Consider the following 16,667-nt stretch of genomic DNA (forward strand, 5'->3'; position numbering starts at 1 on the left):
GCAACGCACGGCCGTGTGCCCGAGTGGTTCAGGGACTCGATTGCAAATCGAGTGACACCGGTTCGAATCCGGTCACGGCCTCTCCTTCTCCCCCCTCCCCCCCCGCCTGCCGTAACGGCAGGCTCGGCACGGGCGGATTGGCCCATGTTTTCCGGGGCCGAGTGGTCCAGTGCGGCGGGTCGCCCAGGCCGTAACGTCGGGCGTATGACGACGCACCAGACGAACACCGCGCGGACCGCCGACGCCTCCGGGCACGCCGCCGTGCTGCGGGGCCTGCACCACGGGCGGGCGCAGGGGGATCCGCTGATCCTGCCCGGACCGTGGGACGCGGCCAGCGCCCGGGTCTTCGCCGACGCGGGCTTTCCCGCGCTGGCCACGCCGAGTGCCGGTGTCGCGGCCTCGCTCGGCTACCCGGACGGGCAGGGCACCCCGGCGGCGGAGATGTTCGCGGCGATCCGGCGGATCACCCGGGCCGTGGACGTCCCCGTGAGCGCCGACATCGAGGCGGGGTACGGGCTCGGGCCCGAGGAGCTGGTGGAGCGGCTGCTGGAGGCGGGCGCCGCCGGGTGCAACCTGGAGGACAGCGACCCGGAAACGGCCACGCTGGTGGACGCCGGGAAGCAGGCCGAGCGCCTGGCCGCGGTGGTCGCGGCGGCGGGCGGCGCGCTCGTCGTCAACGCGCGCGTCGACACCTACCTGCGCGGCGACCGTACCCCGCAGGCCGCGATCGACCGCGCCCTGGCGTACGCGGCCGCGGGCGCGGACTGCGTCTACCCGATCATGGCGCCCGCCACCCACCTGGGGCAGATCGCCGAGGCGGTGGGCGTCCCCGTCAACGCGATGTGCAAGCCGGGCACCCCCTCGCCCCGCGAGCTGGGCGCGCTGGGCGCCTCCCGGGTGACCTTCGGCGGCGGCCTCCAGGCGCAGGCGCTGGAGGCCGTCCGCGAGATGGCCGCGGGGCTGGTGGGCTGAACGGCCGCGGGGGGCCGGGCCGTCAGCGGACGACGGCCTGGCTCTCCCGTACCGTCACGGCCGTCGGCGTCCGGGACTCCCCGTCGGGCAGCGGCGGAGCGGCCGCGGGCCCGTCCGGGTTCGCGGAGGGCGTCCAGTGCACCTTCCACACCACGGCCGTGGTCAGGGTGTAGCTGCCGCGCGCGGACGCCTTGCGGTAGGTGATGTTGCAGGGCGCCCCGTGGGAGTTCAGCTTGTAGCCCCCACCGGATTTCGCCAGCGCGTACGTGCAGCTCGCCGGGTCCGCGTCCCCGGTCGTCGAGACCCGCAGCTCGGACGGCTCGGCGACGACCGTCGAGGCGACGTGGATGCCGAACGCCGGATAGTCCAGGCTCGCCGTCACCGTCACCCGGTCCAGCGGCTCGGCGAACGTCACCTCCGTGGGGAGGTTGACGAGCTGGTTCTTCGGCGTGGGCCGCAGCGTGACCGGCGGGGGCGGCAGGACGGTGGCCGCGTAGGCCATTCCGGCGAGCGTCTTGGGGTCGATGGGCGAGACCTCGGGCGGCGGCGGGTTGTCCGGCGTGAACCAGGCGTAGGGGTCCAGGGCGGCGCACTGGTCGGCCTTGCTCAGGTCGGGGATCTTCAGCTCCCACCAGGCGCCCTTCTGGCCCTTGTGGAAGTCGTCCGCCCCGTACTCCTTGGCCATGCTCGCGTAGGCGTCCGCCGACGACGTGTAGTGGCTGTTGAGGAAGCCCTCGAACTCCTCCGGGGAGTACACCGGTTCGTACCAGCACGCCGGTGGCTTCCACACGGCGCCGGCGGGCGGCGTCATCGTCGAGCCCGTGCCGCGGTAGCTGTAGGAGAAGCGGACCGAGGTCTGGAGGGTGTCGCCGCCGGGCGGGGCGGAGTCCCCCGGACCGTCGTGGTGGCCGAAGGCGCCCTTGGCCGCGCTCGGCCACGCCAGGGACAGCAGGCAGGCCTGCGCCAGGGCGGCGGCCGCGAGCACGGTGCGGACACGCGTGCGGGTGTGGGTGCGGGTACGGAAGGGGGTCGTCATCGCTGGCAGCTCTTCGCCCGGTCCTGCGACCGATAGTCCGTCATCTGCCACGTCCCGTCGGCGGACTTCTTCATCCGCGCGGTGTGCGCGGTGAAGTCGTCGAGGCTCGGCGTGGTCCTGGTGACCTTTCCGGTCTTGGTGTCCTTGTCGAACGTGTCGCGCTGGCTCTCGCAGAAGGTGACGCCCGCGGTCGTCGCGTCGGTGACGGTCACCTTGCGGTCGTAGAACAGCGTCGTGCCGGTGATCGTCGTGTGGTGGTTCTGCCCCCAGTGGAGCTGGGAGTCCCAGTAGCCCGCGGCGAGCCCGGTCACGTACGCCTTGTACGCCGGCAGCTTGGGGTCCAGCGTGGCGAGGGCCAGGTAGACCGCCTGCTGCGCGTACGCCTGGTCCCGCAGGACGGCGTCCTTGACCGCGTCCCCCGTCGGGTCCGCGTCCACGACGACCTTGACGTCCTTCGGGAAGTCGAACACCGGGCCGGGCGGGGCGGACGCGGACGCCGTCGTACTCGCGCTCGGGGCGGGGGCCGGGGTGCCGGTGCCCGATGCGTCGATCTTCTTGTCGCCGCCCCCGCCTCCGCCGCAGGCGGTGAGCAGGAGGGCCGCGGCCAGGGTGGCGGCCGCGGTGAGGTGGGACGTTCGGGGTCGCATCGTGTGGTGCCCTGTTCTCCCGGGTGGACTGCGCATGCTCTGGTCGGCGGGAGAAACGGGCTCGGCCGTCACCTCGGCGTCATCAGGGGCACCACGGTCTCCGCAGCCCCCGTGCAGCACCGCCGGTCACCGGCAGCCACACCTGCATCCCCCTGAGCCTTACGCTAGCGGGCCGTCAGGTGTCGCGTCCACGAATACCCCGTGGCGGGTGTGTGGTCATGCCGTGGTGGGGGGCTTGACGATGGCCGCCTGGGGGCGGATCGGGAGGCGGGAGACGGGGCGTCCGGTCGCCGCGCGCACGGCCGCGGCGACGGCGGCGGGCGCGGTCACGACGGGCACCGCGCTGACCGCCTTCGCGCCGAACGGCGCGACGACGTCCCGCTCCTCGACGAGCTTGACGATGCGCACCTCGGGCGCGTCGAGGGCGGTCGGGAGGGCGTAGCCGGTGAGCGAGGGGCGTTTGACGATCCCCCGGGGCGCGCGCAGGTCCTCCATGAGGGCCAGGCCCATGCCCTGGGTGACGCCCGCCTCGATACGGGCGGCGAGCTGGCGCGGGTTGAGGACGCGGCCGACGTCCTGGGCGACGGCGAACTCGACGACACGCACCGCGCCCAGTTCGATGTCGACATCGACGACCGCGCGCACCGCGCAGAAGGTGAGGCCGACGAAGGCGTCGCCCTGGCCGTTGTCGTCGAGCCGGTCGGTGGGGTGCGGGCGGCACTGCGCGGTGGCCCACAGCTCCTTGCCGTCGAGGGTCTCGGCGACGGTCGTGGAGAGCACCCCGTCGTACGAGGTGATCTTGCCGTCGGCGATGGTGAGCAGCTCCACGGACATGCCGAACTTCGCGGCGAGCGGCTGGAGGAGCTGGGTGCGGACCATCTTCGCGGCGCGCTCCACGGCCCCGCCCGACACCCAGGTGTGACGGCCGCGGGCGGCGGGCCCGGCGGGCGGCTGGTCGGTGTCGGCGGGCAGCACACGGACGTCGTCGACGCCGAGCACCTCCTGCACGATCTGCCGGGCGAGGGTCGCGAAGCCCTGGCCGGTGTCGACGGCGGCGCAGATGACGGTGGCCCGGCCGTCGTGCACCCGCACGGTCGCGGTGGACACCTCGTCGGTGCCCTCGGCGCCGAGGACGTGGACCATGCCGAGCGCGTAGCCGACGCCGCGGCGCACCGCGCCGGGTTCGCCCGCGCCCGCGGTGCCGCCGGGCAGCAGCCACTGCGACTCGTCGTCGCCGTCGGGCAGCGGCGGCAGGTCGGCGTCACGGACGGCCTTGAGCAGCTCGCCGACGGGCGCCGGGCAGGTGACGGTCTGGCCGGTGGGCAGCAGGTCGCCGGTGGCCATGACGTTGCGCATGCGGATCTCGGCGGGCTCCAGGCCGAGTTTCGCGGCGAGCTTGTCCATCTGGCCCTCGTAGGCCGTGCAGACCTGGAGCGCGCCCTCGCCCCGGACGTGGCCCGAGGGCGGGTTGTTGGTGCGCACCGCCCAGCCCTCGACGAAGACGTGCGGGACGACGTACGGCCCGGCGGCGAAGGCGACGGCGGCGGCGAGCGCGTCCGAGGACGCGTCGGCGTACGCGCCGGCGTCCAGCAGGATCTGCGCCTCGACCTTGACCAGGCGGCCCTCGGAGTCGGCGTGGTGGCGGTAGCGCAGCAGGGTGGGGTGCCGGTGGGCGTGGCCGAGGAAGGACTCCTCGCGGGTCGCGACGAACTTCACCGGGCAGCCGGTCCGCAGCGCCAGCAGGCCCAGCGGCAGCTGGATGCCGGAGTCCTCGCGGTCGCCCATCGCGCCGGGCACACCGGTGACGACGACCTTGACGTGGTCGGCCTCCAGGCCGAAGCAGGCGGCGGCGATGTCGCGGTCGGCGTGCGGGTCGGTGGAGGCGACGTACAGCTCCACGCCGCCGTCCGGGCGCGGCACGGCCAGACCCGCCTCGGCGCCGATCGGCGCGGGGTCCTGGCGGCCGACCCGGTACAGGCCCTCGACGATGACCTCGCCGACGGCCTCCGGGTCGCCGAAGCGCAGCGGGATGTGCCGGATCAGGTTGCCGTCGGGGTGCAGCGGCTCGGCGGCGAAGGCCTTCTCCGGGTCGGTGACCGGCTCCAGCACCTCGTACTCGACGAGGATCGCGGCGGCGGCGAGCCGCGCGGTGTCGGGGTGGTCGGCGGCGACGGCGGCGATCGGCTCGCCGTGGTGGCGGACCATGTCGGTGGCGAAGACCGGCCGGTCGGCGACCCGGCGGCCGTGCATCGCGTCGCCGGGCACGTCCTCGTGCGTGATGACGGCGCGCACGCCGGGCATCGCGGCGGCCTCGGCGGTGTCGATCCGGACGATCCGCGCGTGCGGGTGCGGCGAGCGCAGCACCGCGGCCCACAGCAGCCCCTCGGCCCACAGGTCGGCGGCGTACGGGTAGGTGCCCTGCGTCTTGGCGGGCGCGTCGGTGGACGGCAGCGACGTGCCGATGCCGTGCGGGCTGCCGCCCGCGGGCGCCGGCGCCGTCTCCGTGGCGGGACCCGGCCCCTCGATGACGCTCATCGCGCGCCTCCCGTCGTGTGCGGTGCCGTACGCGGCCGTACGGGCGAGGACTCGGCGTGGGCGGCGGGGAGGCGGCGCGCGGTCATACGGCGTTCTCCGGGGATGCGGGTCCGGGCTGGGCGGGGATACGGGCGGCGGGCGGCGGTTCGTCCGCCTCCTGGGCGGTACGGCCGTCCCGGGTGGCGACGACCTGGCGTACGGCGTCCACCACACCGCGGTAGCCGGAGCACCGGCACAGGTTGCCGGAGAGGGCCTGCCGGGTCTCCAGGTCGGTGGGGCGGTGGTTGCCCTCCAGCAGGTCGTGCATCGTCATCGCCATGCCGGGGATGCAGAAGCCGCACTGGACGGCGCCGCAGTCGGCGAGCGCCTGCTGGATGTCGCAGGGGCGGCCGTCCACGGACAGGCCCTCGACGGTGCGTACTTCGGAGCCCGCGGCGGTCGCGGCGGGCACCAGGCAGGAGGCCACGAGCCGCCCGTCGACCTGCACCGAGCAGGCACCGCACTCGCCCTGCTCGCAGCCGTCCTTGGCGCCCGCCAGGCCCAGCCGCTCGCGCAGCACGTACAGCAGCGACTCGCCGAGCCACGCGTCGGTGACCGGGCGTTCGGCGCCGTTGACCCGCAGGACGTAGGAGGCGACGGGGTGTTCGCTGCGGGTCGGCTCGGGTGCCTCCTCCGCGGGCTCGGGCTCGGCCTCTTCCGCGGGCTCCGCGTCGTCGTCCGCGCCGACGGCCTCGGCCTGCGGCAGCGGCTGCGGCTCGGCCCCGGGCACGTACTCGGGCCCGGCGTCCTCGGCGGCGTCCTCCTGCGGGGTCGCGGCACCGTCCTGCGCGGGCCCCGACTCCCCCCGCGGGTAGCCCGAGGCGTCCTCCGGCGCGGCGGCCGGCTCACGGGCGGGGTAGACGCCGCCGCCCTCCGGCGCGGTGCCCACCTCCCGCGGCGCGTACCCGGCGGCGCTCTCCGGCTCGTGCGGCGGGTATCCGGCGGGCTCCCCCGGCGCGTGCCCGGCGCCGTCCTCCGCCCCGTACCCGGGGGCGCTTTCCGGCGCGGCGTAGTCGCCCGGGTAGGGCTCCGCCGGGGCGTCGGGGCCGGACGGCGCGTCCGGCACCTCGTCGACCGCGGCGGGCCACCCCGTCTCGGCGGGCGGCTGCCAGGGCGCCGCGCCCGGCGCGGTGAAGGCCGACCACGAGGTCTCCCGGGGCGCGGCCGCCTCCGGCTCCTGGGGCGGCGCGGACCAGCCCGCGGTCTCCCCCGCGGCGGCCTCCGCCTCGGCGCGGGCCTGCGCCTGCGCGGCCTGCGCGGCCGCGGCGCCCTGCCCGAACATCCCGGCGGGGAAGGACTGCGTGGTGGTGGGGGCGGGCGAGGGCGCCTGGTCCCAGGGCGAGGTGAAGGCGCCCACCGAGTACTCGCCGGAGTCGCCCTCGGGCTCGTCCCGGATCACCGGGATCGTCCAGCTGGTGGCCGGGTCCTGCTCGCCCACCGGGCCGTGCGCGCTCAGCGGGTCCTCGCCGGGGCGCGGCTCGGGCGGCAGCTGCGCGGCGAAGGAGACGTGCATGGTCTGGTCGGGGTCGTAGTCCCCGCCGCCCGGAACGGGCTGCCAGGCCCCGGAGTTGCCGGCGCCGCCCGGCGTCTGCGGCTGGTCGGTCATGCCAGGGCCCTCCCGAGCGCTCGGCGGGACAGTGCGGCCACGGTACGGCGCAGCTGGACGGCCGCCGGAGGCAGGTCCACGCCGGGCTGGTCGGGGATGCACGCGGCGGCCACGTACTCCCCGAAGGCGGTGCAGGCCTCCGGGGCGAGGCTGCGTTCGCCGTCCCAGTCGATGAGCCCGGCGACCCACTGCTCGGCCTCCAGCGGGCGCAGCGGCACCTGCGCGACCGCGCCGACCGCGCAGCGCACCTGGCGTCTGGCCGGGTCGACGACGAGCGCGACCGACGCGACGGCCCGGCCGGGGCCGGTGCGGCCGGTGGCCTTCAGGAACGTCTGCGGGGCGTGCAGCAGCGGGATGCGCACGAAGGCGACCAGTTCGCCGGGCCGCAGCGGGTCCATGCCGGTCAGCAGGTGGCTGACCGGGATCTCCCGGTCCGACTCCGGCCCGGCCAGTACGACGCTCGCCTCCAGCGCGGCCAGCACCGGCAGCGCGTCACCGGTCGGCGCGGCCGAGACGATGTTGCCGCCGAGCGTGCCCGCGTTGCGGATCTGCGGCGGCCCCGCGGAGCGCGCGGCGGCGGCGAGCGCTGGGATGAGCGCGGCGAAGTCGGGGCGGCCCATGCGCGCGTGGGTCAGTCCCGCGCCCAGCAGCGCGGCCCCGTCGGCGTACTGCCAGCCGCGGATCTCGGCGATCCGGCCCAGGCCCACGAGTGCCGCCGGGCGCAGCAGCCCGGAGTTCACCGCCGCCATCAGGTCGGTGCCGCCCGCGACCGGCACGGCGGTGGGCATGGCGGCGAGCGCCGCCACCGCCTCGTCGAGCGAGGACGGCAGTGTGACGATCTCCGCCGCCGCCTGCTGTGCATACGCGCTCACGCAGCTGCCCCTTCCCGGCCTTCCTCGGTCACGCGGTAGCCGTACCGTACGTGCTGACAGCCCGGACGTGGCAACTCTGGCACATCTTCCCCAGGGGCCGTCGCGCAGGTCCACGACGTACCGATCCGTCCGCCACGCCGGTGATCGTACGTCTCCCGGGGAAATCGGCACAGTGCCATGTTTGGCGTCCTTCGCGAATTTGCGCCGGATTACGCGTCCACCGTGCCAGGTCCCGCCGTACGGGGCACGGAAGTTCACGGATTTCCCGCGCCCGCCGTACGGCCGGGTCACACGATCGGGGGCGGCCCGTCCTTCGGGCGCCCGACGACGCCGGGACGGCGCTGCCAGGGCCGCGGACCGGACGGCGGCCGGTACTCGACGCCGAGGGCGTCCAGCCGCGCGTAGTGCGTACGCATCCGCGCCTCGAAACCCGCCCAGTCGCGCTCCGGCGGCGCGGGCAGCTCGGACCAGGCGACCTCCGCGAAGGCCGACAGCCGCGGGTAGACGGCGTAGTCCACCGCGCGGCCCGAGTCCAGCACCTCCGTCCAGACGTTGGCCTGCGTGCCGATCACATGCGCCGCCTCCGCCGCGGTCAGCTCCGCCGGGACGGGCTCGAACCGGTAGACGTCCTCCAGCGTCCGCACATGCGCGATCGGCACCGGCTCGTCCGGCCCGTCCGCCTGCCGCCAGTCCAGGTACACCTCCGTCTGCGGGCACATCACCACGTCGTGCCCGGCCCGCGCCGCCGCGATCCCGCCCGCGTAGCCCTGCCACGACGACACGGCCGCGCCCTCCGCGAGGCCGCCCTCCAGGATCTCGTCCCACCCGATGAGCCGCCGCCCGCGCTCCGCCAGCCACCGGTCGAAGTGCCGGACGAACGCGCTCTGCAGCCCGTCCTCGTCCCCGACGCCCAGCTCCGCGATGCGCGCCTGCGCCACCGGCGACCGCCGCCACTGCTCCTTCGGGCACTCGTCACCGCCGATGTGCACGAACGTGCTCGGGAAGATCTCCAGCAGCTCCCCGAACACGTCCTCGTAGAACCGCAGAACGGCCTCGGTCGGCGCCAGCACGTTGGGGTTGACACCCCAGCGGTCCAGCACGCCCAGCGCCGCGGTGTCCACCACGTCGGTGTTGCCCAGCTCCGGATACGCGGCGATCGCCGCCTGCGAATGCCCGGGTACGTCGATCTCCGGCACCACCGTGATGTGCCGCTCCGCCGCGTACGCGACGATCTCCCGCAGGTCGTCCTGCGTGTAGAAGCCGCCGTGCGGGCGCTCGTCCCACACCGGCGACGGCTCCAGCCCCACCCTCGTGCGCTCCCGCCACGCACCGACCTCCGTCAGCCGCGGGTGGCCGCGCACCTCCATCCGCCAGCCCTGGTCGTCGGTCAGGTGCAGATGCAGGACGTTCAGCTTGTGGGCCGCCATCAGGTCCAGATGCCGCAGGACGCCGTCCTTCGGCATGAAGTGCCGCGCCACGTCCAGCAGGAAGCCGCGCCACGCGAAGCGCGGACTATCCGCGATCTCGCACACCGGCAGGGTCCAGGCGGCGCGGTCCGGCAGCGGGGCCCGGCGGAACGCGGCGGGGCCCAGCAGTTGGCGCACCGTCTGCGCCGCCCAGAAGACGCCCGCCGCGTCGCCGCCCCTGAGCTCCACCCGCTCCGGGGTGACCGTCAGCCGGTACGACTCGGCGCCGAGCCCCTCGTCGAGCCCGAGGCTCACGGTGCCGCCCCCGGCGCCGTCCTGGGCGCCGAACTCCACGCCGGTGGCCGCGCCCAGCACTGCGCGCAGCCACCGCGCGGTGCGCTCCGCGCCGGGTCCCACCTCCAGCCGTACGGCGTCCCCCAGCGCGAAGCGCCCTTCCCCTTGCCGCACCGTCTGCGGCGCCGGAATCAATTCCACGCCGCACATCCTGCCGCGCGGGGGGCTGGGGGGTGCGCTCCGGGGTGGCTTGTTGCGGTTCGCCGCGCGACCTTGCGGTGGGTGGGGGGTTGCTCGCGCAGTTCCCCGCGCCCCTGGTTGGTACCCGGCGGGGCATCGCGCTTCCCCTCCGGTGGGTGGGGTCGGGCGCCGCCACGGGGCACCTCCTCGGAATGCGCCTTCACCCTCCTCCCGAGTTGGTGGAGGGACTGGCAGCGCATTCCTGCGGGGGCACCCCGCACCGTCCCCCTCCGGGACGGTTTGGCGGCTACCTGCCGGTGGGGGTGATGTGCATGGGGTACGCCCGCGAGGGGCCCCCTTTCCGCCGGTGGGGGCTGCTGCTGCGTGCGAGAGCACCCGTTTTTCCACGGCGCTGGGCGCCGGTGCGTGGGACAGCACCCGTCTTTCCACCACGCCGGGCGCCTGCGCGTGGGACAGCACCCGTTTTTCAGGGGCGCCGGTACGTGGGAGGGCACCCGTTTTTCCACCGCGCCGGGCGCGGGTGCGTGGGAGGGCGCCCGTTTTTCAGGGGCGCGGGGAACTGCGCGACCAGCCCACCACCGGCGGACGGTCGCGACGGCCACCGCACGTGGCAGCCCGGGGCGCAAAGCCCCCCCGCAGGGGGGAGGTCAGATGGAGCGGCGGGAGTGGAAGGTGACCGTGCCGGCGACGGCCCAGGTCGCCGCCAGCCAGCCGGCATGCGCAAGCGCGAGGTCACGCCATGTGGCCCGCGTCGCGGACGCGGCGAGCGCCCCGGCGAGCCCCGCACCCAGCAGCACCGCGGGCATGACGATCTGGAGGCGGCCGAACCAGGAGAAGAGGAAGGTGCGGCGGGTGAAGTCGGGGCCGTACCACCAGTGGACGCCGACGAGGGCGAGGACGACGCCCGCGGCGCCCGCGGCGGTGACGGGCAGGGCCGCCCACAGCGGCCACAGCTCGCGCCGCCAGGCGCGGTCGGCGACGAGTCCGGTGGTGAGGAGGGGGGCGACGGGGATGACCGCCCCGACGTGCGCGGCGCGCAGCCGCCGGAGCCGGTCGTCGGTGGCCAGCTCGGTGCGGACGGTCGCGCGGATGCCGCGCATCCGCGCGACCGCTCCGGTGCCGGTCCGCCGGCTGTGCAGCCGGACGAGGACGACGAGCAGCAGCGCGGTCACGAGGAGTACCGCCCCGGCGGCGACGAACTGCCAGTCGTCGCCGGTTTCGATGCGGTAGAGCTGGATGGCCCACAGGACGGCGACGGCGACCCCGCCGGTGAGGATCCCGGCGCGGGGGGCCTGGAGCTGTCCGGGGTCGGCGCCGAGCAGCAGGGAGCGTTCGACGGCGGCGCGGTGCTCGGCCCGCAGCCGGCGGGGGATGCGGCCGAGGATGCCGCGTCCGGCGCTGAGCGAGCGGGCGAGGGCGACCTGGGCCTCGGCCTCGCGGGGGGCCAGCTCGACGGCTCTGCGGGCGGCGGCGACCGCGTCGGGGACGCGGCCGAGCCGCCGGTAGACGTCGGAGAGCAGGACGGCGGGTTCCCAGCCGTCCGGGTCCGCCCCGCCGGCGCGCAGCGCGACGATCAGCGCGTCGTGGACCTCGTCGAGTGAGAGAAGGACCACACCGGCGAGCACGAAGACGTCGGCCGCCTCGGCGGGCCCGGCCAGGGCGAGCGCCCAGTCGACGGCCTCGCGGGCCTCGGCGGGGCGCCGCTCCTGGGCGAGGACCCAGGCGCGCAGCAGGTAGCCGGCGCTGCCGTTGCGCTCCACGAAGGCGTCGCCGACCACGGCGTGCGCCTCCGCGAAGCGCCCTTGGGCGACGAGCGCGTGGACGCGCTCGCCGCTGGTGGAGTCGTCGTCGGGCGCGTCCGGCGTACCGAACACGCCCCCGTCACCCTCGTCTTCCACGGGCCTCCCCTGTCCGCCGGAAGGGCGTCAGGCGTTGCCGCCGCTGCCCTTGCCGGACTTGTCCTTGCCCCCGCCGCCGAGCGGCATGCCCTCGTAGATCTCCTTGCACATCGGGCAGACGGGGTACTTCTTCGGGTCGCGTCCGGGGACCCAGACCTTGCCGCACAGGGCGACGACGGGCGTGCCTTCCAGCGCGCTCGCCATGATCTTGTCCTTCTGGACGTAGTGCGCATAGCGCTCGTGGTCGCCGTCACCGTGGGAGAGCTGCGGAGTCGGCTCGACCAGGGTGCCGGTGCCCGCCCCGCGCTCGGGCTCAAGAGTGCTCATAAGAGACAAGACTAGTTGAGGGAGGGATCGTCGGGATACGTGGCCACCATGGCCAGCTCGTTCCGCTGTCGGCGCAGCACGGAGCGCCACAACCGCTCCGGGTCGGGCGCGGACACGTCACCCGGCTCGGACTCGACGACGTACCACGCCCCGTCGACCAGCTCGCGTTCCAGCTGGCCGGGTCCCCAGCCGGAGTAGCCGGCGAAGATGCGCAGGGAGCCCAGCTCGGCGGCGAGCAGCTCGGGCGGGGCCTCCAGGTCGACCAGGCCGATCGCGCCGTGCACGCGCCGCCAGCCGAGCAGCTCGACCGCTTCGCCGGGGCGCGGCTCGCCGGGTACGACGGCCAGGCCGAGGGCGGAGTCCAGCGAGACCGGGCCGCCCTGGAAGACGACCTGCGGGAGCACCGCGAGGGCCGCCCAGGGCTGGAGGACGTCGCCGACACCGACCGGGGTGGGACGGTTCAGGACCACGCCGAGGGACCCCTCGGCGTCGTGGTCGAGGAGCAGCACGACCGCCCGGTCGAAGTTGGGGTCGGCCAGCTTCGGGGTGGCGACGAGCAGCCGTCCGGTGAGCGAGGACACCTCGGTCATGGTCCACATGATCCCGCATGCGGGCCGCGCTGGGGAGTCGTCGCCGGGACCGGTGACCAGCGCCTGGGCGCACCCGCCGGTGGTACGCGCGGGCGTACGGCGGCGTCCGGCGGGCATACGGCGGCGGGGGCGCCGGTAGGCCGCAGGCGGTACCCCCGCGGCAGGGCAACAGGAGGGGCGCGCGGGGCGCATTACCATTTCCCCTGTTCCTCTTGTTCTGCTGTTCCACGGCTCCACGGCTCCACCCGTTCCGAACCGTTCCGACGATCGCGAGATCCATGACCGACATCGCCGATGTACTGCTTGTCCATGGCGGAACCCCTCTCGAAGGCGAGATCCGGGTCAGAGGCGCGAAGAACCTCGTGCCGAAGGCCATGGTCGCCGCCCTCCTCGGCAGTGAACCCAGCCGGCTGCGCAACGTGCCGGAGATCCGCGACGTCAAGGTGGTGCGCGGGCTGCTCCAGCTGCACGGCGTGACGGTCGAGGCGGGCGACGAGCCGGGTGAGCTGGTGCTCGACCCGACCCGGGTGGAGAGCGCCAACGTCGCGGACATCGACGCGCACGCGGGCTCCTCGCGCATCCCGATCCTTTTCTGCGGTCCGCTGCTGCACCGCCTCGGCCACGCCTTCATCCCGGGCCTGGGCGGCTGCGACATCGGCGGCCGGCCGATCGACTTCCACTTCGACGTGCTGCGGCAGTTCGGCGCGCGCATCGAGAAGCGGGCCGACGGGCAGTACCTGGAGGCCCCGCAGCGGCTGCGCGGCTGCAAGATCCGGCTGCCGTACCCGTCGGTGGGCTCCACCGAGCAGGTGCTGCTGACGGCGGTGCTGGCCGAGGGCGTGACGGAGCTGTCCAACGCCGCGGTCGAACCGGAGATCGAGGACCTGATCTGCGTCCTGCAGAAAATGGGCGCGATCATTTCCATGGACACCGACCGCACGATCCGCATCACCGGTGTGGACAAGCTCGGCGGCTACACCCACCGGGCGATCCCGGACCGGCTGGAGGCGGCGTCCTGGGCGAGCGCGGCGCTCGCCACCGAGGGCAACATCTACGTGCGCGGCGCGCAGCAGCGCTCGATGATGACCTTCCTCAACACCTTCCGCCGGGTCGGCGGCGCCTTCGCGATCGACGACGAGGGCATCAGGTTCTGGCACCCGGGCGGCCCGCTGGACGCCATCGCGCTGGAGACCGACGTCCACCCCGGCTTCCAGACCGACTGGCAGCAGCCGCTGGTCGTCGCGCTGACGCAGGCCTCGGGCCTGTCGATCGTGCACGAGACGGTGTACGAGTCCCGGCTCGGCTTCACCGAGGCGCTCAACCAGATGGGCGCGCACATCCAGCTCTACCGCGAGTGCCTGGGCGGCAGCGCGTGCCGATTCGGGCAGCGCAACTTCCTGCACTCGGCGGTGGTGTCCGGGCCGACCAAGCTGCAGGGCGCCGACCTGGTCATCCCCGACCTGCGCGGCGGCTTCTCGTACCTCATCGCGGCGCTGGCCGCGCAGGGCACCTCGCGGGTGCACGGCATCGGCCTGATCAACCGCGGCTACGAGAACTTCCTGGCCAAGCTGCAGGGTCTGGGCGCGCACATCGAACTGCCCGGCGTGCCCGCCCCGGCCTCCGGGGAGTCCCCGGCGGTCGCGGTCGCCTGAGTCGGCGTCCGGTCGTGCGCGAGGGCGGCCTCCCCGGTGCCGGGGAGGCCGCCCTCGCTTTTTCTACGGCGTTGCCTGGGCCCATGAGGCCGGGCGCGCAGCTCAGTTGCCCTTGGCGGCTTCCTTGAGCTTCGAGCCGGCGGAGACCTTCACGCTGTAACCGGCCGGAATGCTGATCGGCTCACCGGTCTGCGGGTTGCGGGCGGTCCGGGCGGCACGGTGAGTGCGCTCGAAGGTCAGGAAGCCGGGGATGGTGACCTTCTCGTCGCCCTTGGCCACAATCTCCCCGACGGTGTCGGCAAAGGCACCGAGGACGGCGTCGGCGTCCTTGCGGGTCACCCCGGCACGGTCGGCCAGGGCGGCCACCAGCTCACTGCGGTTCATATCTGTGTACTCCCGTGTTCTTTCTGCCATGGGGGCGCGAGCTCGAAGCTGTTGCTGTGTGCCTCACTGCCCAGGTGTGCATCCTGCCCCCATATATGGGCCGAAAGCCAATCGCCTGCCCGCGCGAGTCGCGGAAAAAGCGTTGCGGGACGGCGGGGATGACGGATTGTCGTCCGGTGTTCGACGCTCGGAATACGATTCCGGCCGCTTTCCCGGCGCGCCTTCCTCGCGCATCCCGCCGCGTCCTGCCCACCCCCGCCGCACACCCGTGGAACACCTGTCCCACCGGTTGCTTCCGGTACCTCACAGCCCCGCGGTGGGCTCCGTCGTCACAGCCGCGGACACCGCGGGCCCCTGCGCCCGCGCCGCCGCCCGCACCGCGTTGGCGACCGCGCCCGCGACCCGGTCGTTGAAGACGCTGGGCACGATGTAGTTGGCGTTCAGCTCGCCGTCGCCCACCACGTCCGCGAGCGCGCGGGCCGCGGCCAGCATCATCTCGGTGTTGACGGTGCGGGACTGGGCGTCCAGCAGGCCGCGGAAGACACCCGGGAAGACCAGCACGTTGTTGATCTGGTTGGGGAAGTCGCTGCGCCCGGTCGCGACCACGGCGGCCGTCCGGCGGGCCTCCGCCGGGTCCACCTCAGGGTCCGGGTTGGCCAGCGCGAAGACGATCGCGCCGTCCGCCATCGCGGCGACGTCCGCGCCGTCCAGCACATTGGGCGCGGACACCCCGATGAAGACGTCCGAGCCCACCACGGCCTGCTTGAGCGTGCCCGTCACGCCCTCCGGGTTGGTGTTGTCGGCGATCCAGCGCAGCGCCGAGCCCTCCGGCGCGTCCACCAGGTCCTCGCGCCCGGCGTGCACCACCCCGTGGATGTCGGCCACCACCGCGTGCTTCACGCCCGCCGCGATCAGCAGCTTCAGGATCGCCGTACCGGCCGCGCCCGCGCCCGACATGACCACCCGCAGCTCGCCGATCTGCTTGCCGACCACCCGCAGCGCGTTCGTCAGCGCCGCCAGCACCACGATCGCGGTGCCGTGCTGGTCGTCGTGGAAGACCGGGATGTCCAGCGCCTCGCGCAGCCGCGCCTCGATCTCGAAGCAGCGCGGCGCGGAGATGTCCTCCAGGTTGATGCCCGCGAAGCCCGGCGCGATGGCCTTCACGATCGCCACGATCTCGTCGGTGTCCTGCGTGTCCAGGCACAGCGGCCACGCGTCGATCCCCGCGAACCGCTTGAAGAGCGCCGCCTTGCCCTCCATCACCGGCAGCGCGGCCTTCGGCCCGATGTTGCCCAGCCCCAGCACCGCGGAGCCGTCCGTGACCACGGCGACGCTGTTGCGCTTGATCGTCAGCCGCCGGGCGTCCTCCGGGTTCTCCGCGATCGCCATGCACACCCGCGCCACACCCGGCGTGTAGACCATCGACAGGTCGTCACGGTTGCGGATCGGGTGCTTGGACTGCATCTCGATCTTGCCGCCGAGGTGCATCAGGAACGTACGGTCCGACACCTTGCCGATCGCGACACCCTCGATACCGCGCAGCTTCCGGACGATCTCCGCCGCGTGGTCCGTCGAGCTGGCCGCGATCGTGACGTCGATCCGCAGCCGCTCGTGCCCCGACGCGGTGACGTCCAGACCCGTGACCGATCCGCCGGAGGACTCCACCGCGGTGGTCAGCGCGCTGACCGCGGTCCCGCCGGCCGGGACCTCCAGACGCACGGTGATCGAGTACGAGACGCTTGGCGCCGTTGCCATGACGACCTTCTTCCGGTTACTGCTGAAGTGCTGAGGGTGGGGGTACGTCGTGGTACCCCGGGTACCCGTGGAACATTACTTCCACCATGTGAATCAGCGGCAACGCCCGGGTTCACCCTCGCGGCGGGGAAGAGCTTCCCGCGATCGTTTGTTAGCCTGGGTACGGCACCGGCCCGATCCAAGCCCCCGGGCCCAACCTTAGGCGCTTCGAGCGCCCACTTGCCGCGAGGCGAGCATGGCGGGTCGGTGTCACCAACCTTCGCCGGGTACCCCCGTCGGGCCCCGGCCCGAGCCCGTTTTCCGGCTCCCCCGGGGCGCGGCCCCTTTGCCCCACGGGCTGCCCCTTCCCGCCGTCGCGGGACCGTCCCTTTTCCTGTGGCTGAGCGCGCAGTTCCCCGCGCCCCTGGTGGTTGCCCTCTGCGCGCAGAGTGACCGTTTTTCAGGGGCGCGGGG

Annotated in this window: 13 protein-coding genes and 1 tRNA gene; 3 read left to right on the plus strand and 11 right to left on the minus strand. The window is 74.2% G+C overall.

The features are described from left to right. Positions 1–9 precede the first annotated feature (9 nt). Positions 10–81, plus strand: a tRNA-Cys gene (locus ACWERV_RS12770). Positions 82–204: 123 nt separating this feature from the next. Beyond that, positions 205–972: an isocitrate lyase/PEP mutase family protein gene (locus ACWERV_RS12775; RefSeq protein ID WP_452932069.1), complete on the plus strand. Its 768-nt coding sequence runs from the start codon at positions 205–207 to the stop codon at positions 970–972. A gap of 22 nt (positions 973–994) precedes the next feature. On the opposite strand, the gene ACWERV_RS12780 is transcribed toward ACWERV_RS12775, so the two are convergent. The 9 genes from ACWERV_RS12780 to ACWERV_RS12820 all read right to left on the minus strand — a co-directional run bounded on the left by ACWERV_RS12780 (position 995) and on the right by ACWERV_RS12820 (position 12,423). Further along, positions 995–2,008 carry a hypothetical protein gene (locus ACWERV_RS12780; RefSeq protein ID WP_452932072.1) on the minus strand — a complete coding sequence of 338 codons (1,014 nt, stop codon included), beginning with the start codon at positions 2,006–2,008 and terminating at the stop codon, positions 995–997. After that, positions 2,005–2,655 carry a hypothetical protein gene (locus ACWERV_RS12785; RefSeq protein ID WP_452932075.1) on the minus strand — a complete coding sequence of 217 codons (651 nt, stop codon included), beginning with the start codon at positions 2,653–2,655 and terminating at the stop codon, positions 2,005–2,007. Before ACWERV_RS12785 ends, ACWERV_RS12780 begins: the two co-directional genes overlap by 4 nt. A gap of 216 nt (positions 2,656–2,871) precedes the next feature. Further along, positions 2,872–5,190 carry a xanthine dehydrogenase family protein molybdopterin-binding subunit gene (locus ACWERV_RS12790; protein WP_398181047.1) on the minus strand — a complete coding sequence of 773 codons (2,319 nt, stop codon included), beginning with the start codon at positions 5,188–5,190 and terminating at the stop codon, positions 2,872–2,874. 82 nt (positions 5,191–5,272) lie between these two features. Continuing rightward, entirely contained in the window at positions 5,273–6,835 is a 1,563-nt protein-coding gene (locus tag ACWERV_RS12795; RefSeq protein WP_452932079.1) for a 2Fe-2S iron-sulfur cluster-binding protein, read from the minus strand. Beyond that, positions 6,832–7,707: an FAD binding domain-containing protein gene (locus tag ACWERV_RS12800; RefSeq protein WP_398181042.1), complete on the minus strand. Its 876-nt coding sequence runs from the start codon at positions 7,705–7,707 to the stop codon at positions 6,832–6,834. The genes ACWERV_RS12795 and ACWERV_RS12800 overlap by 4 nt, the downstream gene beginning before the upstream one ends. A gap of 287 nt (positions 7,708–7,994) precedes the next feature. Then, positions 7,995–9,608: a beta-N-acetylhexosaminidase gene (locus tag ACWERV_RS12805; RefSeq protein WP_452932082.1), complete on the minus strand. Its 1,614-nt coding sequence runs from the start codon at positions 9,606–9,608 to the stop codon at positions 7,995–7,997. 647 nt (positions 9,609–10,255) lie between these two features. Then, entirely contained in the window at positions 10,256–11,506 is a 1,251-nt protein-coding gene (locus ACWERV_RS12810; protein WP_398181036.1) for a tetratricopeptide repeat protein, read from the minus strand. Positions 11,507–11,533: 27 nt separating this feature from the next. Beyond that, positions 11,534–11,833, minus strand: coding sequence for a DUF3039 domain-containing protein (locus ACWERV_RS12815; RefSeq protein ID WP_398181034.1), 300 nt, complete (start codon positions 11,831–11,833; stop codon positions 11,534–11,536). A gap of 11 nt (positions 11,834–11,844) precedes the next feature. Further along, on the minus strand, positions 11,845–12,423 hold the full coding sequence (locus tag ACWERV_RS12820; protein ID WP_398182100.1) for a YqgE/AlgH family protein: 579 nt from the start codon (positions 12,421–12,423) through the stop codon (positions 11,845–11,847). 278 nt (positions 12,424–12,701) lie between these two features. Between ACWERV_RS12820 and murA the strand changes: the two genes are divergently transcribed. Beyond that, positions 12,702–14,075, plus strand: a complete 1,374-nt coding sequence (murA, locus tag ACWERV_RS12825) for a UDP-N-acetylglucosamine 1-carboxyvinyltransferase (RefSeq protein ID WP_398181032.1) — start codon at positions 12,702–12,704, stop codon at positions 14,073–14,075. A gap of 102 nt (positions 14,076–14,177) precedes the next feature. Here the strand turns inward: murA and ACWERV_RS12830 are convergent, their stop codons facing one another. Further along, complete coding sequence (locus tag ACWERV_RS12830; protein WP_398181029.1) at positions 14,178–14,459, minus strand: HU family DNA-binding protein; 282 nt, start codon at positions 14,457–14,459, stop codon at positions 14,178–14,180. A gap of 303 nt (positions 14,460–14,762) precedes the next feature. After that, positions 14,763–16,214, minus strand: a complete 1,452-nt coding sequence (locus ACWERV_RS12835) for an NAD-dependent malic enzyme (RefSeq protein WP_398181026.1) — start codon at positions 16,212–16,214, stop codon at positions 14,763–14,765. Positions 16,215–16,667 lie beyond the last annotated feature (453 nt).

Source organism: Streptomyces sp. NPDC004031 (assembly GCF_053604375.1).

Coding starts and splice junctions, on each gene's coding strand:
- ACWERV_RS12775 (WP_452932069.1), top strand. CDS start 205: ATGACGACGCACCAGACGAACACCGCGCGGACCGCCGACGCCTCCGGG.
- ACWERV_RS12780 (WP_452932072.1), bottom strand. CDS start 2,008: ATGACGACCCCCTTCCGTACCCGCACCCACACCCGCACGCGTGTCCGC.
- ACWERV_RS12785 (WP_452932075.1), bottom strand. CDS start 2,655: ATGCGACCCCGAACGTCCCACCTCACCGCGGCCGCCACCCTGGCCGCG.
- ACWERV_RS12790 (WP_398181047.1), bottom strand. CDS start 5,190: ATGAGCGTCATCGAGGGGCCGGGTCCCGCCACGGAGACGGCGCCGGCG.
- ACWERV_RS12795 (WP_452932079.1), bottom strand. CDS start 6,835: ATGACCGACCAGCCGCAGACGCCGGGCGGCGCCGGCAACTCCGGGGCC.
- ACWERV_RS12815 (WP_398181034.1), bottom strand. CDS start 11,833: ATGAGCACTCTTGAGCCCGAGCGCGGGGCGGGCACCGGCACCCTGGTC.
- ACWERV_RS12820 (WP_398182100.1), bottom strand. CDS start 12,423: ATGACCGAGGTGTCCTCGCTCACCGGACGGCTGCTCGTCGCCACCCCG.
- murA (WP_398181032.1), top strand. CDS start 12,702: ATGACCGACATCGCCGATGTACTGCTTGTCCATGGCGGAACCCCTCTC.
- ACWERV_RS12830 (WP_398181029.1), bottom strand. CDS start 14,459: ATGAACCGCAGTGAGCTGGTGGCCGCCCTGGCCGACCGTGCCGGGGTG.
- ACWERV_RS12835 (WP_398181026.1), bottom strand. CDS start 16,214: ATGGCAACGGCGCCAAGCGTCTCGTACTCGATCACCGTGCGTCTGGAG.